General features: G+C 65.9%; 23 protein-coding genes. 7 read left to right on the plus strand and 16 right to left on the minus strand.

Features of this window, described 5'->3' with window-relative positions; genetic code table 11:
- Window positions 1-141 precede the first annotated feature (141 nt).
- Genes AC6LJ2_RS04175 through AC6LJ2_RS04195 form a run of 5 tightly spaced genes read right to left on the minus strand, consistent with a single transcriptional unit; the run spans window position 142 to window position 4,351 of the window.
- The gene (locus AC6LJ2_RS04175; protein WP_263913007.1) at window positions 142-795 is read right to left on the minus strand and encodes an alpha/beta hydrolase; all 654 of its coding nucleotides are present in this window, start codon (window positions 793-795) and stop codon (window positions 142-144) included.
- Window positions 796-842: 47 nt separating this feature from the next.
- Window positions 843-1,442, minus strand: coding sequence for an ABC-type transport auxiliary lipoprotein family protein (locus tag AC6LJ2_RS04180; protein ID WP_498150874.1), 600 nt, complete (start codon window positions 1,440-1,442; stop codon window positions 843-845).
- Complete coding sequence (locus tag AC6LJ2_RS04185) at window positions 1,439-2,395, minus strand: MlaD family protein (protein WP_263913009.1); 957 nt, start codon at window positions 2,393-2,395, stop codon at window positions 1,439-1,441. Before AC6LJ2_RS04185 ends, AC6LJ2_RS04180 begins: the two co-directional genes overlap by 4 nt.
- Window positions 2,382-3,221 carry an ABC transporter ATP-binding protein gene (locus AC6LJ2_RS04190; protein WP_263913010.1) on the minus strand — a complete coding sequence of 280 codons (840 nt, stop codon included), beginning with the start codon at window positions 3,219-3,221 and terminating at the stop codon, window positions 2,382-2,384. Before AC6LJ2_RS04190 ends, AC6LJ2_RS04185 begins: the two co-directional genes overlap by 14 nt.
- Window positions 3,221-4,351: an MlaE family ABC transporter permease gene (locus AC6LJ2_RS04195; protein WP_445657827.1), complete on the minus strand. Its 1,131-nt coding sequence runs from the start codon at window positions 4,349-4,351 to the stop codon at window positions 3,221-3,223. The genes AC6LJ2_RS04190 and AC6LJ2_RS04195 overlap by 1 nt, the downstream gene beginning before the upstream one ends.
- Before the next feature lie 95 nt (window positions 4,352-4,446).
- Between AC6LJ2_RS04195 and AC6LJ2_RS04200 the strand changes: the two genes are divergently transcribed.
- The 3 genes from AC6LJ2_RS04200 to AC6LJ2_RS04210 are packed head-to-tail and all read left to right on the plus strand — an operon-like array spanning window position 4,447 to window position 6,283.
- Window positions 4,447-5,301, plus strand: coding sequence for a biotin--[acetyl-CoA-carboxylase] ligase (locus tag AC6LJ2_RS04200; RefSeq protein WP_263913012.1), 855 nt, complete (start codon window positions 4,447-4,449; stop codon window positions 5,299-5,301).
- On the plus strand, window positions 5,298-6,104 hold the full coding sequence (locus AC6LJ2_RS04205) for a type III pantothenate kinase (protein ID WP_498150875.1): 807 nt from the start codon (window positions 5,298-5,300) through the stop codon (window positions 6,102-6,104). Before AC6LJ2_RS04200 ends, AC6LJ2_RS04205 begins: the two co-directional genes overlap by 4 nt.
- Before the next feature lie 14 nt (window positions 6,105-6,118).
- Window positions 6,119-6,283 (plus strand): hypothetical protein, encoded by a 165-nt coding sequence (locus AC6LJ2_RS04210; protein WP_263913014.1) that lies wholly within the window; start codon window positions 6,119-6,121, stop codon window positions 6,281-6,283.
- Between the two features lie 59 nt (window positions 6,284-6,342).
- On the opposite strand, the gene AC6LJ2_RS04215 is transcribed toward AC6LJ2_RS04210, so the two are convergent.
- The 3 genes from AC6LJ2_RS04215 to AC6LJ2_RS04225 form a co-directional block, all read right to left on the minus strand.
- Complete coding sequence (locus AC6LJ2_RS04215) at window positions 6,343-7,647, minus strand: 3-deoxy-D-manno-octulosonic acid transferase (protein WP_498150876.1); 1,305 nt, start codon at window positions 7,645-7,647, stop codon at window positions 6,343-6,345.
- Between the two features lies 1 nt (window position 7,648).
- Window positions 7,649-8,686: a lipopolysaccharide heptosyltransferase I gene (waaC, locus tag AC6LJ2_RS04220; protein WP_498150892.1), complete on the minus strand. Its 1,038-nt coding sequence runs from the start codon at window positions 8,684-8,686 to the stop codon at window positions 7,649-7,651.
- A 145-nt stretch (window positions 8,687-8,831) separates the two neighbouring features.
- A complete protein-coding gene (locus AC6LJ2_RS04225) occupies window positions 8,832-9,935 on the minus strand; it encodes a glycosyltransferase (protein ID WP_263913017.1) in 1,104 nt (367 codons plus the stop codon).
- A gap of 240 nt (window positions 9,936-10,175) precedes the next feature.
- On the opposite strand from AC6LJ2_RS04225, the gene pgi reads away from it, so the two are divergent.
- From pgi to AC6LJ2_RS04245, 4 genes are all read left to right on the plus strand, one after another.
- Complete coding sequence (gene pgi, locus AC6LJ2_RS04230) at window positions 10,176-11,747, plus strand: glucose-6-phosphate isomerase (RefSeq protein ID WP_498150893.1); 1,572 nt, start codon at window positions 10,176-10,178, stop codon at window positions 11,745-11,747.
- Between the two features lie 104 nt (window positions 11,748-11,851).
- The gene (locus AC6LJ2_RS04235; RefSeq protein ID WP_498150877.1) at window positions 11,852-12,421 is read left to right on the plus strand and encodes an SRPBCC family protein; all 570 of its coding nucleotides are present in this window, start codon (window positions 11,852-11,854) and stop codon (window positions 12,419-12,421) included.
- Between the two features lie 102 nt (window positions 12,422-12,523).
- Window positions 12,524-13,876, plus strand: a complete 1,353-nt coding sequence (locus AC6LJ2_RS04240; RefSeq protein WP_498150878.1) for an MFS transporter — start codon at window positions 12,524-12,526, stop codon at window positions 13,874-13,876.
- A 13-nt stretch (window positions 13,877-13,889) separates the two neighbouring features.
- A complete protein-coding gene (locus AC6LJ2_RS04245) occupies window positions 13,890-14,762 on the plus strand; it encodes a DMT family transporter (protein ID WP_263913019.1) in 873 nt (290 codons plus the stop codon).
- A gap of 14 nt (window positions 14,763-14,776) precedes the next feature.
- Here AC6LJ2_RS04245 and clsB read toward each other — a convergent pair whose 3' ends face one another.
- From clsB to AC6LJ2_RS04285, 8 genes are all read right to left on the minus strand, one after another.
- Window positions 14,777-15,988: a cardiolipin synthase ClsB gene (clsB, locus tag AC6LJ2_RS04250; RefSeq protein WP_263913020.1), complete on the minus strand. Its 1,212-nt coding sequence runs from the start codon at window positions 15,986-15,988 to the stop codon at window positions 14,777-14,779.
- A complete protein-coding gene (locus AC6LJ2_RS04255; protein WP_263913021.1) occupies window positions 15,985-16,851 on the minus strand; it encodes an endonuclease/exonuclease/phosphatase family protein in 867 nt (288 codons plus the stop codon). The genes clsB and AC6LJ2_RS04255 overlap by 4 nt, the downstream gene beginning before the upstream one ends.
- Window positions 16,852-17,139: 288 nt before the next feature.
- A complete protein-coding gene (aspS, locus tag AC6LJ2_RS04260; protein WP_263913022.1) occupies window positions 17,140-18,927 on the minus strand; it encodes an aspartate--tRNA ligase in 1,788 nt (595 codons plus the stop codon).
- Window positions 18,928-18,966: 39 nt separating this feature from the next.
- Complete coding sequence (locus tag AC6LJ2_RS04265) at window positions 18,967-19,632, minus strand: DUF502 domain-containing protein (RefSeq protein ID WP_498150879.1); 666 nt, start codon at window positions 19,630-19,632, stop codon at window positions 18,967-18,969.
- Between the two features lie 17 nt (window positions 19,633-19,649).
- The gene (locus AC6LJ2_RS04270) at window positions 19,650-19,979 is read right to left on the minus strand and encodes an FmdB family zinc ribbon protein (RefSeq protein ID WP_498150880.1); all 330 of its coding nucleotides are present in this window, start codon (window positions 19,977-19,979) and stop codon (window positions 19,650-19,652) included.
- Window positions 19,980-20,224: 245 nt separating this feature from the next.
- On the minus strand, window positions 20,225-21,508 hold the full coding sequence (locus AC6LJ2_RS04275; protein ID WP_263913025.1) for a putative Na+/H+ antiporter: 1,284 nt from the start codon (window positions 21,506-21,508) through the stop codon (window positions 20,225-20,227).
- A gap of 172 nt (window positions 21,509-21,680) precedes the next feature.
- Entirely contained in the window at window positions 21,681-22,577 is an 897-nt protein-coding gene (locus tag AC6LJ2_RS04280; RefSeq protein WP_263913026.1) for a DUF6999 family protein, read from the minus strand.
- Window positions 22,574-24,505 carry an iron-containing redox enzyme family protein gene (locus tag AC6LJ2_RS04285; RefSeq protein ID WP_263913027.1) on the minus strand — a complete coding sequence of 644 codons (1,932 nt, stop codon included), beginning with the start codon at window positions 24,503-24,505 and terminating at the stop codon, window positions 22,574-22,576. Before AC6LJ2_RS04285 ends, AC6LJ2_RS04280 begins: the two co-directional genes overlap by 4 nt.
- Window positions 24,506-24,512: the final 7 nt, after the last annotated feature.

Raw genomic sequence — 24,512 nt, forward strand, 5'->3', positions numbered from 1 at the left:
GTCCAGGAAAGACGCCCGCTGGCGCGGGGCAAGTGGCTGACAATTATAGGCAGTCGATAGGACCCATCCGCCCCGGGATGGGTTCCTTGGTCATTTAAAACATGCAACCTGATGCAACTCGCGCGCATCACCGCGCGCGGATCAGTCCAGCGCGACCTTCAGGCGCGCCTGCACCAGTTGGCGCAAGACGAGCAGCTTGCCGTGGAAGAAGTGCGACGCGCCGGGAACCACCACCACCGGAATCGAGCGCGGACGAGCCCAGTCCATGGCTTCGGACAGGGGCACGACTTCGTCTTCTTCGCCGTGCACCATCAGCGTATCGTCAGGAACCTGCACCTCATGTGATTGGAAGCGGTTCACGGCAGGCCCCATCAGCATGAGCGCGCTGGGCAGCACGGCGTCGCCCTGCTCTGCCAGCGCAGCGTAGGTCTGCGCGGCCACGGCGGTGCCGAAGGAGAATCCGGCAAGCACCCAGGGCGCCGCCGCCAGTTCGGGATGGCGTTCACGCATCTGTGCCACCACCGCCAGCATGTCCTGGGTTTCACCCACGGATTTGTCGAACACGCCTTCCGACAGGCCAACCCCGCGGAAGTTGGGGCGCACCGCCACCAACCCATGCTGCACGCAGGCGCGCGACAGTGTGGTCACGACCTTGTTTTCGCGGGCGCCGCCTTGCAGCGGATGCGGATGCAGCACCAGGGCCCAGCCCCGCGGTGTGCCGTCAGGCCAATCCACCGCGCAATCGATGCGGCCGGCGGCTCCGGTGAAGGCGTGGGTTTCAGTGCTTGCGGGCATAGGGGAACTCGTGCTGCGTGAAAAAGAGAATGTTAACCGGCGAGGCTTCAGCGCGCGGGCCGCGCCGCAGCCTTCGGATTGCTGGCCAGCCACTGCGCCAACTGATCAGCGGCGTCGTCGGTGGCCTGGCGCAAGGCGGCCACGCCGCCGGCGGCGTCCTGCGTCGGCGCGGGGGCCTGGGTCGCAATGCGCACCTGGCCCGCCACGTCACGGCCATTCAACAGCACCGCCTGCAGCAGCACACGGCCCTCGCTGGCCGAACCGTCAGGCGTGAAAACCTGTTCGAACTGCGACAGGTACACCTGCAACTGCGGCGTCTGGCCGCTGGCCCGATCCGCCAGGACCGGACCCTGGCGCGACAGGCGTTCGATCAGGCGCTGGCGCACCAGGTCGGACGGCGACGAGGACCATCGATAGGTGGCGTAGGACTTGGGCGCGGCGCTGTCGCCCACGCGCCAGACGATACCCGTGTCGGACAACGCCGGCACAGCCGAGAACACCAGGGCAATGGGTTCGCGCACCGGCAACTGCGGCGCGGGGCGGGCATCCAGCCCCAGGTCGAATACGGCGGGCGGCGCGCCGACGCGGCCTACCCCGCAACCGGCGAGCACCAAAGTCAGGATCAGAATCGCGCTACGCATCTTCATTTCGGCTGTCTCCCAAATCCGGCGAACCCGGCCTCGCCGGGCCCGGGCGCGACCGGCGCCGGCCCGAACAACAACGACTGCGGCGAGTTATCGACGCGCCGCAAGGTAAAAGTGGCGCCGCGCGCAGCCGCGCTGACGTTGGCGGCCATGCTGGTGATGGCGGGCAGCGTCTCGCCGTCAAGGCGCGACGCGGCGAAGGCGATGTCGTTCAGGCTGCGCGTGGCCGTGGCCAGCGGACCGTCGGGCGCGTTCAGGCGCGCCAGCGACTGCCGCGCCTGCTGGGCCAGGTCGGCCACCTCGCGCGCCGCGCGGTCGGCCTGGCGCGACGTGCTGCCCAGCGAATCCATCAGCGGCCCCAGCTTGGCCAGGGTCGGACTCAGGTCACGCGTGGCGTCCTTGAGCGACTGCGTGATGTCGGCGGCATTCTGCAAGCTGGCGGTCAGCGCCTGCACGTTCTGCTGGCTCAGCAGCCGCCGCAATTGCTCGGTCGCGTCTTCCACATTGGAAATCAGCCGACCGCCGCGCTGCTCGATACGGTCCAGGAAACCCGGCCGCAACGGAATCGCGGCGGGATGGGTATCGCTGGACGCCAGCCGCTTGAGCGAACTGCCGTCATCGCGCAGCTCGACATTGGCCATGCCGGTCACGCCCTGCACGCCCAGCTCCGCCCAGGTCGATTCGGTGATGGGCGTGTTCGGCGCCACGCCGATGCGGATGCGCACCTGGCCAGGCTTGTCGGGGTTCAGCGCCAGCGACTGCACCTTGCCCACCGGCACGCCCTGGTAACGGACGGTCGATTGCGGGTTCAGGCCGCTGACGGCAGTGGCCGACACGATTTCATAGGTTTGCAGTTTGGTCCGGTCGCGGCCGATCCACACGGCCACCAGCGCAGCGGCGGCCAGGAGGACCAGCGTGAAGATGCCGGCCATGAGCGCGTGACTACGGTTTTCCATGATGCGTTCCCTTCGGCGCCATGTCCCCAAGCGCGCGCAGACCGCGTTCGCCCAGGAAGAATGTGTGAATGAACGGGTGATCGACCTTCAGTACTTCCGGCACCGTGTCGCATACGATCACCCGCTTGTCCGCCAGCACGGCGACACGGGTGGCCAACGCGAGCAGCGTGTCCAGATCGTGCGTCACCATGACAACGGTAAATCCCAACTGCCGGTGCAGGCTGCGCACCAGGTCCACGAATTCGTCCGAGCGCAGCGGGTCCAGGCCTGCCGTCGGCTCGTCCAGGAACACCAGTTCCGGATCCAGCGACAACGCCCGCGCCAACGCCACGCGCTTGACCATCCCGCCGGACAGGTCCGACGGCCGCTTGTCGGCATCCTGCGCCGTCAGGCCCACCATCGCCAACCGGCACATCACGACGTCGCGCACCAGGTCTTCGGGCACCGTACGCAGTTCGCGCAGCGGCAGCGCTACGTTATCGAACACCGACAGCGCCGAGAACAGCGCGCCAGCCTGGAACAGCATGCCCCAGCGGTAGGACAGGCGCCGCCGCTCCGCGGTCGTCAGCTCGGACAGCGTGTTACCCAGTACCTGGATGGTGCCCGCGGCGGGCTGGTCCAGCCCGATGATCTGGCGCAGCAGCACCGTCTTGCCCGTGCCCGAGCCGCCCACCAGCACCAGGATCTCGCCGGGAAATACGGTCAGGTCCAGGTTGTCGTGCACGACGTGATCGCCGAAGGCCGTACGCAGGCCACGCACGGTGATGACCGGCGCGACCGTGACATGATCTTCGGTAAACAGGCGATGTTGTTCGGCGCCGGCCATCAGATGCCCACCGAACTGAAAATGACCGCGTACAACGCGTCCAGCAAGATCACGCCGGTGATCGACGTGACGACCGACGTCGTCGTGCCCCGCCCCAGGCTTTCCGTGTTGGGCTGGATGCGCAGGCCGAAATGGCAGGCGATCAGCGCGATCAGCATGCCGAAGGTCACGCCCTTCAGGATGCCGATCCAGTAATTGGTCAGGGAAATCGCGTCGGGCAAGGATTGCAGGAACCACTGCGCCGACACGCCCAGTTGCACCTGCGCGGCCAGCATGCCGCCCAGGATGGCCATGGTGTCGGTCCACAGCACCAGCAGCGGCATGGTGACCGCCAGCGCCACCACCCGCGGCAGGATCAGCCGCTGCCCGTGCGAAATGCCCATCACGAGCATCGCGTCCAGTTCCTGCGTGACCCGCATGACGCCAATCTGCGCGGTAATGGCCGACCCTGACCGCCCCGCCACCAGGATGGCAGCCAGCACCGGCCCCAGCTCGCGCACGATGGACACGCCCAGCAGCCTGACGATGAAGCGGTCCGCGCCGATCATCTGCAATTGCTGCGCCGACAGGTACGACAGCACCACGCCGATCAGGAACCCCACCAGTGCGGTGATGCCCAACGCCTGCGCTCCCGTGCGATAGACCTGGGCCGAAATCTCGCGCCACGGGCCGCGGGATGGGCGGCGCAGCATGCCGACAAAATCCAGGACCAATTGCCCCAGCATCACCAACAAGGCACGGCCGTTCTCGGCCGCCTGCAGCACCGCATCGCCCACGGCCCGCACCCCGCCCCACGAGGCCTCGGGGCGCGGCGGTACCTGTTGTTCGCCCTTGTTCAGGGCCAGGGCATTGAACACGTCCTGCTGACCGGCCGACCAGCGCACCCGTTCGGGCAGTTTTTCGCCCCAGGCCTGCCAGATCAACAGCGCGCCAATGGTGTCCAGCCGGCTGATGCCGTGCAGGTCCCAGCGCGCGTCCTCGCTGGCGGCCTTGGCCATCGCGGCGCGGCGGCGTTCGACCTCGCCGGGCTCGGCCAGCGCCAGAACGCTCCAGTCGCCCCCCACATGGCACACACCCGCTTCCTGGCGGAAGGGCGCGGCGGCGGACACGGACGGGGAAGAATGCGGCATGAAGACAGGATACCGATGCAAAATGTATCGACAATCATATACGCTGGGGCCAAAACGCCGCGAACCGGGCCCGCGCGTGCCCTACAATCGCCGCCATGTCCGCTCAAGTCCGCCCCATCGACCTGCCCGCGCCAGACGACCTGGCCCGGATGCTGGGTTCGCGCCTGCCCGCCTTCCAAGATATCGCCTGGACCGCCAGCACCGGCTCGACCAACGCCGACCTGCTGGCGCGCGCCCGCAGCGGTGCGGGCGCCGGCAAGCCCTGGCTGCTGGGCACCCACCTCCAGGAAACGGGCCGTGGCCGTGCCGGCCGCCCCTGGCAGAACCGGGTGGGCGCGGCACTGATGTTCTCGTGCGCGTTCGACGTGCACCTGCCGGCCGCGCAACTGCCCGCCCTGTCGCCGCTGGCCGGCCTGGCCGCCTGCGAGGCGCTGCGCGCCGTGGCGGGCCCGGGCGCCGACGGCCTCTGCATGAAATGGCCCAACGACGTGCAATGGCGCGACGCCAAGCTGGCCGGCGTGCTGGTCGAGACCACCCGCAATCCGGGCGGCCGGGAAACCGGCTACACCGTCGTCATCGGCATGGGCGTGAACCTGGTCGACGCCGACGCCTTGTCGCAGGCCCTGGGTCGCCAGGTCGCCGACTGGACCCAGGTGACCCAACATGCGCCCAGCCACCCCGCCACCGCCGCAGACCTGGTCTGCGCCGCGGCCACCGCCTGGCACGAGGCCGTGCAAATGCTGGAACGCGACGGCTTTGGCGCCTTCGCGCAGCGTTTCGGCCAGGTCGACGCGCTGGCTGGCCGCGCCGTCAATGTGCTGGACAAGGGCGACGTGATCCTCAGCGGCACGGCCTGTGGCGTCGATAGCCAAGGCCGCCTGCTGGTGCAGACGCCCCAGGGCGCCACGCCGATATCGGTCGGTGAAATCTCGATCAGGCAGCAGGCATGATCATCCTTATCGACTCCGGCAACAGCCGCCTCAAAGTGGGCTGGCTGGATCCATCCAGCCCCGACATGCCACGCGAGCCTGCTGCTGTCGCCTTCGATGGCCTCGACCTGGACGCGCTGGACCGCTGGCTGGCCGCTTTGCCGCAGCAGCCGACCCGCGCGCTGGGCGTGAACGTGGCGGGCGCCGAACGCGGCGCCGCCATTGCCGCCATCCTGCAGCGGCGCGGCTGTGCGGTCACCTGGGCGACGTCGCAGGCCACCACCCTGGGGCTGGTCAATCACTACAAGACGCCCCAGCAGCTCGGCGCAGACCGCTGGGCGTCGTTGCTGGGCGTGCTGTCGCGCCTGCCGGGGGCCCATCCCCCGTTCCTGCTGGCCAGCTTCGGCACGGCCACCACCATCGACACCGTAGGACCCGACAACGTCTTTGCCGGCGGCCTGATCCTGCCCGGCCCGGCCATGATGCGCAACGCGCTGGCCCACGGCACGGCCAACCTGCCGGTCGCCGAGGGCCAGGTCGTGGCCTACCCCACCGACACGCACGAAGCCATCGCCTCGGGCATCGCCGCCGCGCAAGCCGGCGCGGTGGTGCGCCAATGGCTGGCCGGCCGCCAACGCTACGGCCAGGCGCCGCAGATCTTCGCCGCCGGCGGCGGTTGGCCGGAAGTGCACCAGGAAATCGAGCGCCTGCTGGCCGATGCCGGCGGCTCGTTCGGCGCCGCGCCGGTGCCCGTCTACCTCAACCACCCCGTCCTGGACGGGCTGGCCGCCATGGCGCGCGCCACCCCGGCGTCAGACGCCTGACACGAGGCCGCCGCATGCGAGTGCTCTTCATCCTGATCTTGTTGGCGAATCTGTGGGTGCTGGCGCTGGGCCAGGGCTGGCTGGGCACGCGACCGGCGGATGAAGGCCGGGATCCGCGCCGTTTCAGCCAGGAATTGAACCCGGGCGCCGTCACGCTGGTGCCCAGAGCCAGGCCCTAGGTCGTATCGCCCCCCCGGCCCTGGCAATATCCGCCGCCACGCCGCGACAAAAACTCGTCTTAGTCCAGCCAGGGCGCCAACGCGGCCATGGTCCGCGCCGTGGCGCCCGAATGGCTGGCAAACCAGGCTTGTGCGGCCTGGCCAGCGGCCAGCCGTTTAGCCGGATCCGCCACAAGCGCCAGGGCGGCCGCCACCGCCTGTGCCGGATCGGGCTGGCGCTGCGCCGCACCCGCCTCGATGGCATCGCTGGCAGCCTGCTGAAAATTGAAGGTGTGCGGCCCCACGATGACCGGCACACCTGCCGCGCACGCTTCGATCAGGTTCTGTCCGCCCAGCGGCGCAAAACTGCCGGCCACCACGGCCACATCCGAGGCCGCATAGTAAAAGGCCATCTCGCCCAGCGTGTCGCCCAGCAGCACGGTGGTATCCGGACGAGGTTCCTGTCCGGACGAACGCCTGACGTACGGCATGCCGGCCTGCTCCAGCAGCGCCGCCGCCTCGTCGAACCGCTGGGGGTGACGCGGGATCAGCAGGAACAAGGGCCCGCCGGGCGCGGCCGACTGGCGCTTGAGCGCCTCGATGAAAGGCGCATCCTCGCCTTCGCGCGTACTGGCCAGGGCCACCACCGGCCTGCCCAAACGGGCGCGCCAGGCCTGCCCTGCCTGGACTTGCCCGACCGGCAGCGCCAGATCGAATTTCAGATTGCCCGAGACGACCGGATTGCGCACGCCGGCCCTGGCCAGCCGGTCTGCGTCCTGTGTGGTCTGCGCCAACACCTGATCCAGCCCCTGCAACGCTTCACGCATTACGCTGCCCAGGCGGCGTGCCTGGCGTAACGACGATTCCGAATAGCGGGCGCTCACCAACGCCATGGGTATCCGGGCCTGGCGTGCCGCGGCCAGCAGGTTCGGCCAGATTTCGCGTTCGATCAGCAGGCCGCAACGGGGCTGGCGGCTGGCCAGGAAGCGCCGCGTGGCGCCAGGAAAATCGTAGGGCAGCCAGGCCTGACGCAACTGCCCGCGGGCGATGGCCTCGGCGAACAACCGTGTACCTTCGGCCCGGCCCGTCGCGGTAATGTGAGTCAGCAGCACCGGCAGACCACGGTCCAGAAGCGCTTGCAGCAACGGTTGCGCGGCGCGCGTTTCGCCCAGGCTGACGGCATGTACCCAGACGGGCGCGGTCTGGGTCGCGGTGCTGGCATCCGTTTCGGGAACGGCTGCCGAGGGGACTTGGGCGCTTCGCCCAAAGCGTTCGGGCGAGAAAATCTCCCATTGGCCGCCCGCCCGCTTGGCGCGACGAGCCATCCACAGCCAGACCAGAGGGGCCAGCGCCCGCAACGCCAGGGTATAGACGCCGCGGTTCATGTCAGTGCGCCGCCAGCGCCTGCTCCACCGACGCCATGACGGCCTCGCGCGAAGGCGAAGCCCCGCGATCCCCCAGGCTGGCCGTGTAATTGGAACCCACCAGCGGGGTGCGCACCGGCGTGGAAGCGCGATAGATCCCGATCGTGGGCCGGCCCAGGGCCGCCGACAAATGCGTCAGGCCGCTGTCCAGGCCCACCATCAGGCGGGACCCCGCCAACAGCCGCGCCACCGAGGTCAAGTCCATGCGCGGCATGACCTCGACGTCTTCCATGCCGGCCACCAGCAAACGGGCACGTTCGGCCTCCTGATCGTTGCCCGCCAGCAGCTTGAGCGAACAACCGGCATCCAGAAGGCGGCGAAACACAGCCCGCCAGTCTTCTTCGGGCCAGAGTTTGTCGTCACGGCTGGCCGAGGGCATGATCACTGCATAACCGCGGTCGGCCTCCACATGGTGCAAACGGGGCAGTTCTGCGGCGTTGAGTCCCTCACTGGGCACGTCGTGCACCGGATCCGCCGCTTGCCCTGCTTGCCGGACAAAGGACTGCAAACCAAAATCCGGCAATCCGGCATGCTGGTAGCCGAATGTCAGGCCAGCCAGCTTGCGCTGGCGAATGACGGCGGGCTGCCAGAATTCCACCCGGTGACGCACGTTATAAAACAGGGACGCCAGCGGCTCGCGTGCGGAACGCCAATCCAGCCCATGCCGCACGCCCCGCGCCTGGCGCACCAGCCACGCGGACTTCAGCAGCGCCTGCATATCCAGGACGATGTCGTACTGCACGGACCGCAAGCGCTCGCGCAGCGCACGCCGTTCGGCCCGCACTTGTGCCGACCACCACGACTTGCGCCAGCGGCGATGGGCCACTTTGATGATTTCATTGACCGCCGGATGCCAGGAAGGAATCTCGGCAAACGCCTCTTCGACCACCCAGTCTATCTGCGCGTCGGGAACGTGCCGGGCAATATCGGTGATAGCCGGCAACATATGGACGAGGTCGCCCAGGGAGGAGGTGCGAACAATGAGAATTCGTGTGGGCATGGGCAAGGATTCGTGCTTGGCGCCACTATCGACCCGAAGGGCAGGCACCGGTCAACGCAGCCCGAACTGTACAACAACATTGCACATTGAAGCGTGGCCCGCTCCGCCAGGGCGAATCCACATCGTCGCCGGGATCAGACCCCTCTCAATGGCGTTTCCGCTTTTTGACGATCATCCATTTAGGCATGCGGAACAGCACCAGCCGACGGTACAGCAGAATATAGGTGGTGGAGAACGCAGCCGTGCACAGCATCAGCACGTAGGGCTGCTGCCAGAACAGCACCGCGGGAATGACCGCCAGGGACGAAAGCAGCCAAAGATAAGGCGACGTCATGGAATTGCGCTGGGTCTGATGGCGCATTTCACGCGAACCGATGGCCCAGCGCACCAGGCGTTTGTAAATCAGCATGTGCAGGTGTACGCCGTCCGGCGCGCCGGGTGAACGGCCCCGCAGCCATTTCTTGCGGTAGATGGAAAACAGGGTCTCGAAGACCGGATAAATGCACAACAGCAGCGGAAACCATGCTGACACCTGCGGGTGGCGTGCCAGCATCAATACCGACAACTCGCCGATGATGAATCCCAGAAAATAGGCGCCACCATCCCCCAGGAATATATGCCCGTGCGGATAATTCCAGACCAGAAAACCGATAACGGCCCCCAAGGTACTGAGTGCCACGATCAACAGAAACCGATCGCCCAAATAAAATGATACGTAAGCGAAGCCCGCGAGAATCATGGCGGACACCACCGCCGCCAATCCGTTGTATCCGTCGATAATATTGATGGCATTCGCGGCACCACCAATGGCCACGGCCGTGAATATCAGGGAAACCACCCCAAACTGCAGCAACCAATCAATCCCGATAATGTCGACCCGCGTCACCGCCGCGCCTAAAAGATAATAGGCAGCGACACCGGACAACATGGCCAGGCCCAGGCGGACCAGCACCCTGACTTGCTTGGTCAGGTCTTCGGCAAAGCCACCCAGGAAAGCGGGCATCGAGGCCGCCAGCAGCAGCACCATGCTGGGAAGTACATCGGGTTCCCGAACGGCCACCAACGCGCAAGTGACGCCCGTGGCCACCAACAAAGACAACCCGCCGATCCGGGGCACCGGCGCCGAGTGATATTTCTGCACGCCCTCGAGATCGTGGTCGGCGGTCAGCCCGTCATGCCAAGAACGGTAGCGAACGATCAGCAAGGTGGAAATGAGCGAAACCAGAAACGCTACAAGAACGTACAACATGAAAAGCACGCCGCAATGGGAAGTTGGCGCGATTGTAGCGTTAGACACACTTCTGCCATCAAAACAAAAGCGCACCTCCTGCAAAGGAGTGAAAAGAGGACGATTCGACGCCAGCTCACTTGGTCATAAGGCTGAAACGTACGAGTAAACTGCCGAGTTGGCGGGAAAGCGAAATAGCCGACGACAACGGATCGGCCACGCTGACCTCCCCCATTTATGACTAAGACGCATTCTCAGAATATGCTGCCTGTTGATTTCGCTGGACACGTACCCCTGCGACGCTTGCCCGAATGGCAACAATTTGGACACGCCGTGCAAGGAGCGTCTTTCTGTACAGACACCCTTCACCTCATCCAGGCTGGCAGCCTGACCGTCGACTTGAGCGCTCAAGTCACGTCCCCCGACTGCCGCGCCGCAGCGACCGCGTTGCTTGAGGCCCGTGGCTTCGAGCGGGCCCGCGCCGCGCTGCTGGCAGGCGACCGAATCAACCAGACTGAGGACCGGGCTGCCTGGCACACCATGCTGCGCGACCCCGCCCCCATCGAGGACGTCGCACGCCAACACCAACGCGTTCGCGCATTCGTAGAACAGGCGGATGCCCAAGGCCGCTGGCAAAACGTGATCCACATCGGAATCGGCGGCAGCGATTGGGGCGTCCGCCTGGTCACGGACGCCTGCGGCAGCGGCGCCAAGCGCAGACAATTGAAGTTTGTCGCCAATATCGACGGTCACGCCCTGGAAGACGCGATCCAGGGAATGGCCCCCAAAGACACCCTGATTGTCGTCACCTCAAAATCCTTCACTACCGCAGAAACACTGGCCAACCTGCGCCGGGCAGTGCGCTGGCTGACGGACTCCGGCATCGAGCGTCCCTACGATCAGGTCGTCGCGATCACTGCGCGGCCCGCAGCTGCGCAAGCGTTGGGTATCCCCACAGCACATATCTTCGAATTCTGGGACTGGGTCGGCGGTCGCTACTCGCTATGGTCTGCCGTCGGCCTGCCGATCGCCTTGGTCCTGGGCCCCGATGCCATTGAGAATCTCCGTGCAGGCGCCGCCGCCATGGACGCGCATTTCGCGCAGGCTCCCATTGCCGAAAACGCGCCCGCGCAACTGGCGCTGGCCGGCGTGGCGAACCGCAGCGTCCTGGGCTACGCGTCGCTGAGTATCGCGGCCTACGACGCGCGGCTGCAATATCTCGCCCCTTATCTGCAACAGCTCGACATGGAATCGCTGGGCAAGTCCGTCGACATCGCAGGCAACCCGGTAGGTGTACCGACCGGCCCCACGGTCTGGGGCATGCCCGGCACCGATGGTCAGCACACCTTCTTCCAGTGGTTGCATCAGGGCACGGACGGCGCCGCAGTCGACTTCATCATGTGCCGAGAGGCGGACCACCAATGGGTGGACGAGCACACCATGCTGGTCGCCAATTGCCTGGCCCAGCGCCAGACCCTGCTGCAAGGCACGTCGTGCGACGCAGATCGTGCCAAGCTCCTGGCGCAAGGCATGCCGCCCGAAAAGGCCGATTGGCTGGCGCGCCACCGCAAACATCAAGGCGGCAGGCCATCGTCCCTGATTGTCTTGCCCAGGCTGACCCCTCACGCCCTGGGCGCCTTGCTTGCGCTGTATGAACACAAGGTCTTCGTCCAATCGCTCATCTGGGGAATCAACCCGTTCGATCAATGGGGGGTCGAGGCCGGCAAGAACATGGCCAGCGGCATTCTCAGGGAACTTCAGGGACAGACACCGGCGGCGTCTCACGACATTTCCACCCAGCACTGGATTTCGGAACTGTCCCAAAAATCCTGAACCCGGGTCCGGCTGACCATGGCGATGTGACTCTGCCCCCAAAGTAGCCAAACCGACTATTTGGGAACAGAATAGGCGTACAACTCTTCTACAAGGAGACAGCCATGCGCATAGCCGATGCCCAATGGATTCCTGCCACGCAACACCAGACATGGGATGCGTTGACGGACCCGGAAGTGTTGCAGAAGTGCATTCCCGGTTGTGTAGAAGTCACCCGTAAAAGCCCCACCGAATATGCGGTCACCTTGCGCGCCAAGGTGGCCGGCATCGATACCGACTACGAAGGCGAAATCCTCATGTCGGACACCAACGCCCCCAATAGCTGCACGCTCGTCTTCGAGGGCAAGGGCCGGGCGGCCTGCCTGGCGATCGGCACCGCCCAGATCAACCTCAGCACCAAGGATCAAGGCACGCGCGTCGCCTACACCGTCGCCGGCATGGCGGGCGGCAAGCTCGCCGAATGCGGCGAAGGGCTGCTGCTCAAGGCGGGCGACAAGATCATCCAGAAGTTCTTCACCGCCTTCATTGACCACATGGCCAAGCAGCCCCGCCTGGCCCCGCCACCACCGCCGCCGGAGCCTGAACCGCGCGGTCTGTCCAACTCGCGTTGGTCGTGGATACTGGTGGTGCTGGTGGTCGCGGTGTTCTGGAGCTACCACGCGTTCTACAAGTAAAAACCCTTATGCACCGGTGATATGCTTGGCGGCATGACGCCGCCATCCGCCCCTGCCCAGCCCGCCGCACCCGTTCACTCTCGTCGCGACCTGCTGAGGGGGATGGCCGGGGTAGCCGCTACGGTGGTGCTCGCCGCCTTCGATTCCACCATCATCAGCACCACCTTGCCGCGGGTGGCCGAGGCCCTGAACGGCATGGCGCTGTACGCCTGGGTCGGCACTGGCTATTTGCTGGCCACTGCCGCCTCCATCATGATCTTTGGCCGCCTGGGCGACATGTTCGGCCGCAAGCCCCTGATGCTGGTTTCGGTGCTGATCATTGCACTGGGGTCGATTGCCTGTGGCCTGTCCCAGACCATGGGACAACTGATCCTGTTCCGTACGCTTCAGGGCATCGGCGGCGGCATGATGATCGCCACCGCGTTCGCGGCGCCAGCAGACCTGTTCCCGGATGCCAAGGAACGAGTCAAGTGGATGGCCCTGGTCTCGGCAGCCTTCGCCATGGCCAGCGGCATTGGCCCGGTATTGGGCGGCGCCGCCACCCAGGCGCTGGGCTGGCGGGCTGCGTTTTTCATTTCTCCACTGGCTGCGGCGGTCGCGCTGTTCCTCCTGGCCAAGTATTTCCCACGGATCAAACCGGTGCACACCGGCGCACGACGCATCGACTGGACTGGGGCGGTGCTGCTGGTGCTGGCGGTGGGTGCGCCGCTGGCGGCGCTGGAACTCGGCTTCGCCAAGGGCGAGCATGCCCATCCGCTGATGGCCCTGGCCCTGGCGATCATTGGCATCACCGCCATCGTTCTGCTTATCCCCATCGAACGCCGCGTCGAAACGCCCATTTTCCCGTTGCGCGTGCTGGCCGGCCGCGAACCGCAACTGCTGAATCTGGCCGCCATGACGGTCGGCGCCGTCATGTTCGTGCTGATCTTCTACAGCCCGCTGCTGCTGCAACAGGTGCTTGGCTACACCCCTAGCGAAGCGGGCTTGCTGATGACGCCGTTGGTGGCGGCCATCTCGGTCGGCAGCATCATCAACGGCCGCCTGTTCCCCCGACAGACCGAGCCGCAACGCCTCATGGTGTTCGGGGCGGGCATGCTGGCCGTCGGTACGTTGATGGTGCTGATGATCTCGCCCGGTACGTCGGCCTGGTGGATCCTGGTGGCGTTCTTCGTCAATGGCTGTGCCCTGGGCTTCCTGCTGCCCAATCTGACACTGTTCATGCAGATGCTGAGCGAGCGACGCGACGTCGGCGTGGCGTCCGCGCTGGTGCAGACCACCCGGGCCATCGGCAGCGCACTGGGTACCGCTGTGGTGGGTATCCTGATTTCGCATGGCACGGTACTAAACGGAGTGCGAACCGGTCTGGTCCTGTGTATTGTCCTGTGCCTGACCTGTGCAGTACTCGCGCATCGGGTCAAGATGAAGAATCTGGCCACCGGCCGGAACCACGCCTGACTCAGGACTCACCATGCGTCGTCGCGATTTGTTGGACCTTTTGCTCCTGGCCGCCGTCTGGGGCGGCTCATTCCTGTTCATGCGCCTGGCGGTGGGCGAATTCGGGCCCGTCGCGCTGATTGAACTGCGCGTCGGCCTGGCCGCGCTCTTCCTGCTGCCGGCGGCCCTGTGGCGCGGCAGGCTGCCCGTCATCGCCAAACACTGGAAGGCCATCCTGGTGGTGGGCACGCTGAACGCCGCATTGCCCTTCCTGCTGTATGCCTACGCCGCCCAGTCGCTAGGCGCGGGATTCCTGTCGGTCGCCAATGCGGTGACGCCGGTATGGGGTGCCGTAGTCGGCTGGCTATGGCTTAAGGATCGGCTGCCCTGGTCACGCTCGTTGGGGCTGGCGATCGGCCTGCTGGGTATCGTGGTGCTGGTCTGGGACAAACTTGATTTTCAGGCCGGCGGCACCGGGCCCGCGGTGCTGGCAGCGGTGTCGGCGCCGATTTTCTACGGCATCGCCGCCAACTGGACCAAGCGCTTTCTGACGGGCGTGGACGCCCTGTCCAACGCCACGGGCAGCATGCTTGCCGCTACCCTGCTGTTACTGCCACTGGCGCTGGCCACCTGGCCGCAAGCCCCCGTGTCGGCCCTGGCCTGGGGTGCAACCATCCTGCTGGCCGTCGTCTGCACCGGAGCGGCGTATATCGTCTTCTTCCGGCTCATCGCCAATGTGGGACCGACCGGCGCGGTCAGCGTCACGTTCCTGGTGCCTGTCTTCGGTGTCGTGTGGGGCGCTTGGTTCCTGGACGAAGCCATGACGGCATCGATCCTGATCGGCGCGGGCATCATCCTGGTCGGCACCGCGCTGGCGCTGGGCCTGGTCGGCGGCAAGCGGCCCTAACCGGCGGCCGCGACTCAGTACTTGTCCGACGTCCCCGTCAACGCCACGCCAATCCGCAGCAGGGTGTAAGACACCGCATCCACCCAGCGCCGCACCCAGCCGCGGCGCTGGTATTCCAGCGGCCGGATGAAGCGCCCGCCTTCCAGGATGGCCGCCTCCAGCCGCTCTTGCAGATCCCACGAGAACGGCTGATCGTCCACCACCACATTCGCCTCGCGCGCCAGCAGCAGGCTGAAAGGGTCCAGGTTGGATGACCCGACCGTGGCCACGTTGTCGATGACGGCCACCTTGGCGTGCAGGTAGCTGGGCATGTATTCGTAGATCTCGATGCCGTCCCGCAGCAATTGGTCGTAAAGCGAACGCGTGGCGTGATACTGCATCCGGTACTCGACCTTGCCTTGCAGCAGCAGGCGCACCCGCACGCCGCGCGCCGCAGCCTTGGCCAGGGCCCGGCGAAACTGACGACCCGGGAAGAAATAGGCGTTGGCGATGAGGATGTCGCGACGCGCCTGGGTGATGCCGTACAGGTAGGCGCGCTCAAAGGTCTGGCGAAAGCGCAGATTGTCCCGCAGTACCAGTGCGGCGCGTAGGTCGCCGCAAGGCGCCACCGGCGCATGGGTGGGCTTGGTGAGCCGCATGCGGCTCCAATCGCGCGGATGACGGCGCAGGCGAGCCCAGTTCAGGCGTACCCACAGCAGGTCCTGTGCGTAGGCGGCATCGGTGACCACCGGCCCCTGCACCTGCACCGCGAAGTCAAAGCGCGGCGCCGAAATGCCGTCGGTCGGATCCAGGTCATCGTAATCGTCGACGATGTTGATGCCGCCGATGAAGGCAATGCTGCCATCGACGACAGTGACCTTGCGGTGCAGGCGCCGCAGACGGCTGCGCGACGGAATGAACTTGGCAAACCAACGCGGCTCGGGGCGGAAAATGCGGCATTGCGCACCTGCCGCGGTCAAGCGTTCACGCACGGCATCGGCCGTCTCGGCGCTGCCGAATCCGTCCAGCACCACCCGCACCTTCACGCCGCGTGCGGCCGCGGCCATCAGGCAGTCCAGCACCTTCAAGCCGGTGCGGTCCAGCATGAAAATGTAGGTTTCCAGGTGCACGCTGACCTGGGCTTCGTCGATTGCCTTGCACAGGGCAGGAAAAAAATCGGTCCCGTTCTGCAACAAGCGGATCTGGTTGCCGTCGGTCCATTCCAACTTGACCTGCTCGGCCTTCACGGAAGTTCCAGCTCGGCCAGCAAGGGGGAATGATCGGACAGCCGCGCCCATTCGCGGCCGCGCAGCACACGCGCGCTGCGCACGGCAAAGCCGCGTTGGTAGATGCGGTCCAGGCGAAACCAGGGAAACACGGCCGGAAACGTGCGGGGCGGGGGCAGCAGCAGGCGCGAGCTACCGTCCATGCCCAGCTGGTTGGTGCGTTCCATGACGGACACGCCGCTGTTGGGCAGGCCGCGCAAGGCATTGCTCAAGCGTTTGACCGAGTCGCGTAGCCGCGGCAGTTCCCCGCCATGGCTGCGTGGCGCGTGCGAAAACACTTCATACAGGCCCAACTGCTGCACGAACAGCGGCGCCAGGCGGTCGCCCCAGTCGTTGAAGTCGCCCGCGATCAGGATGGGTTCGCCGTCCGGCACCATGCGCCGGATGCGCTCGGTCAGCGCCAGGATCTGGCGGCTGCGGCTGCCGGCAAACAAGCCCAGATGCACCACGAAGCAATGCACCGCACGGCCATCCAGTTCGATGCGCGCATGCAAGAGACCGCGCTGTTCCAGCCGGTGGTCGGAGATGTCCTGGTTTTCGTGGTCAAGAATGGGAAAGCGCGACAACAGCGCATTGCCATGATCGGTTTCATGGCGGACCGCATTGCGGCCATAGGCCACATCCAGCTTCAGGGCTGCGGCCAAGGACTCGTGCTGGGCATCCAGCAACGATTTCTGTTCGTTGCGACCCTGGACCTCCTGCAGGAAGACCAGGTCGGGGCGCAGGCCATACAGGCCCAGGCGCAATTCATTCAGGGAGTCACGCCGGCCCAGCGCCGAACGGCCCTTGTGGATGTTGTAGCTGACGACACGGATGAGCGACATAAAAGCGATGGCGCCTTTGAAAGCAGAGGAACCACAAGCCAAACCCAGAAGCAGCCCGGCAAGCACCGCCACAAAGCGGCGTTTGCCAGATTACCCCAATTCCGCACCCCCAAGCCGCAACAAAAAGATGCTCACTGCAAAGCCTGGTCGCCGCAAGCCAGGGGCCACAAGAACGCAGCACGACGCAAGCAATCGCCGCCCCACAAGCCAGGCCGCCGAGGATCCGGCTCCGCCGGTCCCGTGAGGCGCCCCCCTGGGGGGGAGGCGCCTCCGGCGCGTCGGGGGGGATTACTTCTGCTCGACGTTGCGCAAGCGGATGTGCAGTTCGCGCAGTTGCTTCTCGTCGACTTCCGAAGGCGCTTGCGTCAGCAGGTCTTGCGCACGCTGCGTCTTCGGGAAGGCGATCACGTCGCGAATCGATTCGGCGCCGGTCATCATCGTGACGATGCGGTCCAGGCCGAAGGCGATGCCGCCGTGCGGAGGTGCGCCGTATTGCAGCGCGTCCAGCAGGTAGCCGAACTTTTCGCGAGCTTCCTCGGCACCGATCTTGAGCGCGCGGAACACCTTGCTCTGCACTTCTTCGCGGTGGATACGAACCGAGCCGCCGCCGATTTCCCAGCCGTTCAGGACCATGTCGTAGGCCTTGGCGTACGCCTTGCTGGGATCGGTTTCCAGGAAGTCTTCGTGACCGTCCTTGGGGCTGGTGAACGGGTGGTGGGCGGCGGTGTAGCGGCCGTCTTCCTCGTCGTATTCGAACATCGGGAAGTCGACCACCCACAGCGGCTGCCAGCCAGCCGTGAACAGGCCCGACTTCTTGCCGAACTCGCTGTGGCCGATCTTCACGCGCAGCGCGCCGATGGCGTCGTTGACGACCTTCTCGCGGTCGGCGCCAAAGAAGATGATGTCACCGTCTTGCGCGCCGGTGCGCTTGACCAGTTCGGCCAGGGCAGCGTCGTGCAGGTTCTTGACGATGGGCGATTGCAGGCCGTCGCGGCCCTTGGCCACTTCGTTGACCTTGATGTAAGCCAGGCCCTTGGCGCCGTAGATGCCGACGAACTGGGTGTAGGCGTCGATCTCGCTACGCGACATTTCGGCGCCACCGGGCACGCGCAGGGCGACCACGCGGCTGCCGGGCGCCGTGGCGGCGGCGGCGAACACCTTGAAGTCCACGTCACGCATGACATCGGTGATGTCCGTGAACTCGAGCTGCACGCGCAGGTCGGGCTTGTCCGAACCGTAGCGGCGCATGGCTTCGGTCCAGGTCATGATCGGGAACGGCTGGGCCAGGTCAACACCCTGCACCACCTTGAAGACGTGGCGGATCAGGTTTTCGAAGATCTCGCGGATCTCGAATTCGTTCAGGAACGACGTTTCGCAGTCGATCTGGGTGAATTCCGGCTGGCGATCGGCGCGCAAGTCTTCGTCGCGGAAGCACTTGGTGATCTGGTAGTAGCGGTCAAAGCCCGACACCATCAGCATCTGCTTGAACAGCTGGGGCGATTGCGGCAGCGCGAAGAAGTGGCCGGCGTTCACGCGCGAGGGCACCAGGTAGTCGCGGGCGCCTTCGGGCGTGCTCTTGGCCAGCATCGGGGTTTCGATGTCGATGAAGCCCAGCTGGTCCAGGAACTTGCGCGTTTCGATCGACACGCGGTAGCGCAACATCAGGTTGCGCTGCATCTGCGGACGGCGCAGGTCCAGCACGCGGTGCGTCAGGCGGGTGGTTTCCGACAGGTTGTCGTCGTCCAGCTGGAACGGCGGGGTGACCGACGCGTTCAGGATTTCGACTTCCTTGCAGAGCACTTCGATTTCGCCCGAGGCCAGCTCGGCGTTGGCGGTGCCGGCCGGACGCTCGCGCACCAGGCCCGTGACGCGCACGCAGAATTCGTTGCGCAGGCGCTCGGCGGTGGCAAAGGCGGCGTTATCCGGATCGAACACGATCTGCGCCAGGCCCGCGCGGTCGCGCAAGTCGATGAAGATGACCCCGCCGTGGTCGCGGCGGCGGTTCACCCAGCCATACAGGGTGACGGTCTGGCCGAGATGGTCGCGGCAAACCTGGCCGGTGTAGCAGGTACGCATCGGGATAACTCCGTTGTGTGCTTGGTTATAGCGTAAGGGTTACGAATCGGCGCCTGGCGCGTTCTGCGCGCCAGGTGCCGGAGAGAGCGGCGCCGGCCGGACGCCCGGCGCAACCGCCGGACCCGGGGCGACGACGCCCATGGAAACGATGTACTTCAGGGCCGCGTCCACGCTCATCTGCAAGTCCACCGTGTCGGCACGGGGCACCATCAGGAAAAAGCCGGACGTGGGATTCGGCGTGGTCGGCACGTACACGCTGATGTGGTCGCCCGGAAGCAGGTCGGCCACTTCGCCGCTGGGCGTGCCGGTCACGAATGCGATGGTCCAGCTGCCCACGCGCGGATACTGCACCAGCACCGCGCGGCGAAACGCCTGGCCATTGGGGGCAAGCACGGTGTCGCTGACCTGCTTGACCGAGTTGTAGATCGAGCGCACCAGCGGAATGCGGCCCAGCAGGTTTTCCCACTGGTCCACCATGGTGCGGCCGATCAGGTTGGCCGCGAAAATGCCCGTCAACAGCACCACCACGATGACCAGGACGAAGCGGAAGCCGGGAATGTCGACGCCGAACAGCGATTCGGACGACAGGAAGCCAGGCACGAACCCTTCGAGGGTCGCGACCAGCAGCCCCAGCACCCACACCGTGATGACCAGGGGAACCCAGATCAGCAGGCCGGTGATGAAGTACTTTTTGATGACGCGCATACGCATCGCGCGCGGTCTCAGGAAGCGGAAGCCGAGCCGGCGGCGGCCGCGGGGGCAGCCGCCGGGGCCGGCGCGCTGGCGGCGGGGGCCGGGCTGGCCGCCGGGGCGGCATTATCGGACGACGACGCCGGCGCAGCGGCGCCGGTGGCCTGATTGCCGCCACTGCCGTTGCGGAAATCGGTGACGTACCAGCCGGAGCCCTTGAGCTGGAATCCAGCCGCGGTCACCTGCTTGGAAAACGTGCTTTGGCCGCATTCGGGGCAAACCGAAAGCGGCGCGTCGGAAATCTTCTGCAAGACGTCTTTGGCATGGCCGCAGGCGCTGCACTTATAAGCGTAGATGGGCATCGAGGGCTCCCTGGCGCGGGCCCGGCGGTTCAATAACCGTCGGCCGGACGGTGCGGAGCCAGGTTCGCCGGCGGGTCTTGCAAAGCAGGACACGGGGCCGGAACTGGCGCCAGACCGGACAACGGGCGGGCAAGGCCGGAAAAATACGGGAAAGTCTTGAATTTTAGCGGTTTTTCATGAAGGGCCGGCGGCAACCTCACGGCGGGGTCCGTGGGGCCGTCGCCGGGGCGCCCACCCCCGCCCCGTCAGACGGGTAGCAGGAACATCAGCGCAGCCACCAACGTAGGCCCCAGTGCGGACAAAAACAGCCGTCCGGACGAGATGCTGCCGTCCGGAAAATGGTTTTTCAGGATGGCGAACCCCGCCGGGTTCGGCGCGTTGGCAATGACCGTCAGGCCGCCGCCCGTGACCGCCCCGGCCACCAGCATGTAGCGCCAGGCCTCGCCCGTGCCCTCCACCAGCGAGCCCAGGTAGGTCAGCGCGGCGTTGTCGGTCACGGCCGTCAGGGCCGTGGCGCCCCAGAACAGCACGAAAGGTTGCAGGCCCCCCAGCAAGTCCTGCAGCCACCATTTCTGCAGGCCGCCCAGCACCACCAAGCCGGCCAGGAAGAACCCAACCATCAGGCCTTCCTTGATCAACAGACGGTTCTGGTGCCGCTTGTAGGCTTCGGCAAAGCCGATGAACATCATCAACAGGCCCAGGAAAATGGCGGGATGGTGCGCGGTCAGCACGACGGCCACCAGGAATACCAGGTGGATCAGCATCACCAACGGCGGCACGGGCGGACGCTTGTCATGGCCCTCGGCGCCATCCACGCCGGCGCCGGTGCCCACCGTCCGTTCAAGCAGGGCCTTGCGGCACACGAACGTCAGGATGCCGGCATTCAGGCAGACCGCCACCGCCGCCCGCCAACCGAAGTGCTGCACCATGTAGGCCGAATCCCAGCCAAAGGTGGACGCCACCATCAACACCGGCGGCGCGGCATACGAGGTCAGCACCCCGCCGATGGACACGTTGACGAACAGCACGCCCAGGGTCAGGTACTTGAAGCCCGCGCGGCCGCTGGTGCGGAAATACGCGTCGCGCAACAGGATCGCCGCCAGCGTCATGGCTGCCGGTTCGGTAATGAACGAGCCGCCCAGCGGCACCAGTGACATCACCACGAAAAACGTCGCCAGCTCACGTGGCAGGGGTACCGCGCGCGCCGTCATGCGCACCAGCAACCCCACCAGTTCCAGGATCGGCCGGCTGGCCGCCACCACCATGATGGCGAATACGAACAGCGGCTCGGTGAAGTTGCGCGTGTCCATGTAGCCGATGGCTTCGGCTGGCCCCGACAACGCGGCCATCGCCACGATCAACGCGAACGCCCAGACGCCGAAGACGGCCTCGACTTCCGAGAACAGATGCCAGAAGCCCGCATGCGGCCCGCCCCGATGGGCAAGACGAGCAAACACGGGCACGGAAAAGGTGTGAAGCACCGCCACGACGAACAAGACAGTGGCCAGGACTTCGATGGGCTGGGGCATTGAAAGTGCTTCCGGGAACAGGGATTCAGGCCATGTGGACACGGCCCCCGCGAGGCTCGGCGGGCAAGGGTCGCAATATAGCGCAGCGACTTTGCCGCCTTCTACAGTGACAACCCGGGCTTGCGCGCCCCAATGGACACCGCCGATGGCCCTGAGGACCGCGGCGCCCCCCTCAGGCGATCGGTGCCGGCGGCTCGGCGCCGGCTTGCGCGGCCTTCATTTCCATCAACAGGCTGTGCAGCATTTCCGTGGACAGGCCGTGCAGCACCAGCCGGTAGCCAGCCCGCAATGTCGACATCGGCACCAGCGGATGGCTGTTGTTCACCAGGATCAGGTGCTGCGGCGCCCCCAGCAACTTGGCCGCGTAGATGCCGATGGTTTCGTCCAGCTGCAGCGAATTGGCCGCGCGCCAGAAATCGTTGTCGGTCAGCATCAGCTGGTACAGCGGCGTGAACAGCTCGATCGCGCTTTGCAGATCCAGGAAATTCAGCTTGCCGCGTGGCATGTCTTCCAGCCGCAGATCGGGATCGCGGATCATCGAGAAATCGACCTGCTCCGGCGCATGCATCTCGACGCCGGCATCGCGCAACGCCTGGTTCAGCCGGATCACGAAGTTGAACAGGTTCAGGTCGTGCTTGACGAACAATTCGTCCTTCAGGTCGTCGATCTCCATCGGCTCCAGCGGCGTGGTGGTGATGCGCACCGGCGAATTGGCCGCAATGAACGACAGGGCCTGCGCGCCCAGGTGAAAGTGGCGCAGGATGAGCCAATTGGCTTCGGGCGACACGAAACGCTTCAGGCCCCACGCCAGGATGCGGTGCAGCAGCCGCGAATGCGACCAGCGGCGCGGCAGGAACGTCTTCACGACCTGGATGAGGATGATGAAGGCGCGCGCCAGCGGCCGCAAGAACGGCAACAGATACTGGCGCGAAGCGCAGCTGGAATCCGTCAGCCAGGCTTTCTTGACCTTGTCCGGCAACGGCGTGCTGCGGTCCAGGTACAAGGCCAGCCACGGGCTGGGATCGGCGGGATCGTGCGCCTTGGCCAGGAAATCCGGTTCCGTGTTCATGCCGCGCCGTCCTCCATCACGTGATGAAACTGCATCAGGTACAGCGCCGCCGTGCGACGCGCGGTGTCGACGATGCGTTGCTCGGCGCGGCCATCTTCATCGCAGTCCAGCGCCAGTTCCACGGCGGTCAACCAGCGGGCCAGGTGGTTCTCGTCGTTGTGGCCATGGTATTCCAGGAAGCGGAACGCGTCCGGCGGCAACTTCAGGCTGGCCTTGAGCAACGGCAGCAGCGCCGGCACGATGCGCTGGCCGGTGCCTTCGATGATGTAGATGGCGCCCAGCAGGCCGATCGGGTCGCGGGTGGCGGCCAGGCTGTGCAGGTAGGCGTTCAGCGCTTCGCCGCCGGGGTTGCGGCGCAGCAGGTCGATATTGTCGATCGGGCCGCCGGCCGTGCGGTAGTCCTGGAACAGGATCTGGAAATCGTTCTGTTCCTCGCCGGCGTGCATGTCGATCAACGCGGCCAGCGGCTGGTACTGCTCGGTGAGCGACGCCGCGCCTTCACGCATCCACTTGCTGCCTTCACGCACCTGCGGAATCCAGTTTTCCATCCAGTTCAGGTAGTCGGCGGTCTGGAACTGGCGGTTGCGCAGGCGGCGCACCACCGGCGTGCGCCAGACACGCGAACGGTAGTCGTGCCAGATGGCCGCCAGCTCGGTCAGCAACTGGCCCAGGCCTTGCGGCGCCATGTCCGGATCGTGCGGCGGCGCGATGGCATCAGCATCGGCGCTATGGGCGTCTTCGCGCCCGGCCGCGGTCTGTACCGCGCCGGTCGACACGGGCACGGCGGCGCCCTGCACGGCCTCGGCTTCCAGCAGCATGTAGGCAGCCATGAATCGGCCCGACTCGGGGATGTAGCAGAAGATCTGCTCGCCCGGCTTGACCTCGCGCGTTTCCAGGAACTCGGCCAGCATGATCAGGATCGATGCCGCCCCCGTATTGCCGCGCCAGGCCAGGTTGCTGAACCAGCGTTCGCGCGGAATCACCAGGCCGGCCTTCTCCATCAGGTCTTCGACCACCGGAATGAATTTCTCGGACGAGTAGTGGCACAGGAAATGATCCACCTGGTCCGGGTCGAGCCACCCGTCGCGCACCAGCTTGGCGTACTCGTGGATGCCGATGTCGAACAGATGCGGCAGCAGCCGGATGTCCTGGCGCAGCGACAGCGCGCCGTCCGCCTCGGCCTCGTTCCAGGACGGATAGTCCAGGTGCCCCTTCTGCCGATCGGCCGACAGGCCCAGCTGCATGCAGACCGGGTAATCGCCCGAGAACGAACGCTGGTGCACCCACTTCAGACGCAACCGCACGCCGCTGGACGCGCCCGGCAACGGCTGCCCGCCCTGCCCCAGCAGCACAGCACCCGCGCCGTCCGACAACATCCAGCGCAGGAAATGCGCATCGAAATCCGCGTCGTAGCCGCGCGCCGCGAAGCGCGAGCGCTTGAACATCCGCGACGGCAATTCGGCCGCCACGGCCAGCGCGCGGGCATGCCCGCCCATCTCGACGCCCTGCGCCGCCGACTGGATGGCTGAAACACCGGCCGCGCAGATGCCATGCACTGACAAGGTTTCCATCGGATGCGCGGCCAATTCGCCCTGGATCATGTTGGCGAACCCAGGCATCAGTGCGTCGCCGCCCGACGACCCGCTGGTCAAGAGCGACACGTCCGCCAGGTCGCTGTCGTTGCGCCGCAGGCAATCGCGGATGGCGTTGGCCGCCAGCTGCGCATTGGTGAACACCGTGGCGCCTTCGGGATCGATCGCGTAATAGCGCTGCTTGATGCCGTTCTCGGCCAGGATGCGGCTCTTGATGCGGCTGGACATGCGGTTCAGCGGTGCGATGTAGCTGTCCATGGCCTCGTTGGACACGGGCTCGCCCGGCATGAAGTAGCCGGCACTCTCCAGGTAGACACGATTGAACGCGATAGGCATGGCGGGT

This window comes from Achromobacter sp. 1014246743 (assembly GCF_059760725.1).

Coding starts and splice junctions, on each gene's coding strand:
- AC6LJ2_RS04245 (WP_263913019.1), top strand. CDS start 13,890: ATGCGTCGTCGCGATTTGTTGGACCTTTTGCTCCTGGCCGCCGTCTGG.
- AC6LJ2_RS04235 (WP_498150877.1), top strand. CDS start 11,852: ATGCGCATAGCCGATGCCCAATGGATTCCTGCCACGCAACACCAGACA.
- AC6LJ2_RS04265 (WP_498150879.1), bottom strand. CDS start 19,632: ATGCGCGTCATCAAAAAGTACTTCATCACCGGCCTGCTGATCTGGGTT.
- AC6LJ2_RS04200 (WP_263913012.1), top strand. CDS start 4,447: ATGTCCGCTCAAGTCCGCCCCATCGACCTGCCCGCGCCAGACGACCTG.
- AC6LJ2_RS04275 (WP_263913025.1), bottom strand. CDS start 21,508: ATGCCCCAGCCCATCGAAGTCCTGGCCACTGTCTTGTTCGTCGTGGCG.
- AC6LJ2_RS04195 (WP_445657827.1), bottom strand. CDS start 4,351: ATGCCGCATTCTTCCCCGTCCGTGTCCGCCGCCGCGCCCTTCCGCCAG.
- AC6LJ2_RS04210 (WP_263913014.1), top strand. CDS start 6,119: ATGCGAGTGCTCTTCATCCTGATCTTGTTGGCGAATCTGTGGGTGCTG.
- AC6LJ2_RS04180 (WP_498150874.1), bottom strand. CDS start 1,442: ATGAAGATGCGTAGCGCGATTCTGATCCTGACTTTGGTGCTCGCCGGT.
- AC6LJ2_RS04270 (WP_498150880.1), bottom strand. CDS start 19,979: ATGCCCATCTACGCTTATAAGTGCAGCGCCTGCGGCCATGCCAAAGAC.
- AC6LJ2_RS04225 (WP_263913017.1), bottom strand. CDS start 9,935: ATGTTGTACGTTCTTGTAGCGTTTCTGGTTTCGCTCATTTCCACCTTG.
- waaC (WP_498150892.1), bottom strand. CDS start 8,686: ATGCCCACACGAATTCTCATTGTTCGCACCTCCTCCCTGGGCGACCTC.
- aspS (WP_263913022.1), bottom strand. CDS start 18,927: ATGCGTACCTGCTACACCGGCCAGGTTTGCCGCGACCATCTCGGCCAG.
- AC6LJ2_RS04205 (WP_498150875.1), top strand. CDS start 5,298: ATGATCATCCTTATCGACTCCGGCAACAGCCGCCTCAAAGTGGGCTGG.
- AC6LJ2_RS04175 (WP_263913007.1), bottom strand. CDS start 795: ATGCCCGCAAGCACTGAAACCCACGCCTTCACCGGAGCCGCCGGCCGC.
- AC6LJ2_RS04185 (WP_263913009.1), bottom strand. CDS start 2,395: ATGGAAAACCGTAGTCACGCGCTCATGGCCGGCATCTTCACGCTGGTC.
- AC6LJ2_RS04190 (WP_263913010.1), bottom strand. CDS start 3,221: ATGGCCGGCGCCGAACAACATCGCCTGTTTACCGAAGATCATGTCACG.
- pgi (WP_498150893.1), top strand. CDS start 10,176: ATGCTGCCTGTTGATTTCGCTGGACACGTACCCCTGCGACGCTTGCCC.
- AC6LJ2_RS04280 (WP_263913026.1), bottom strand. CDS start 22,577: ATGAACACGGAACCGGATTTCCTGGCCAAGGCGCACGATCCCGCCGAT.
- AC6LJ2_RS04215 (WP_498150876.1), bottom strand. CDS start 7,647: ATGAACCGCGGCGTCTATACCCTGGCGTTGCGGGCGCTGGCCCCTCTG.
- AC6LJ2_RS04240 (WP_498150878.1), top strand. CDS start 12,524: ATGGCCGGGGTAGCCGCTACGGTGGTGCTCGCCGCCTTCGATTCCACC.
- AC6LJ2_RS04255 (WP_263913021.1), bottom strand. CDS start 16,851: ATGTCGCTCATCCGTGTCGTCAGCTACAACATCCACAAGGGCCGTTCG.
- AC6LJ2_RS04285 (WP_263913027.1), bottom strand. CDS start 24,505: ATGCCTATCGCGTTCAATCGTGTCTACCTGGAGAGTGCCGGCTACTTC.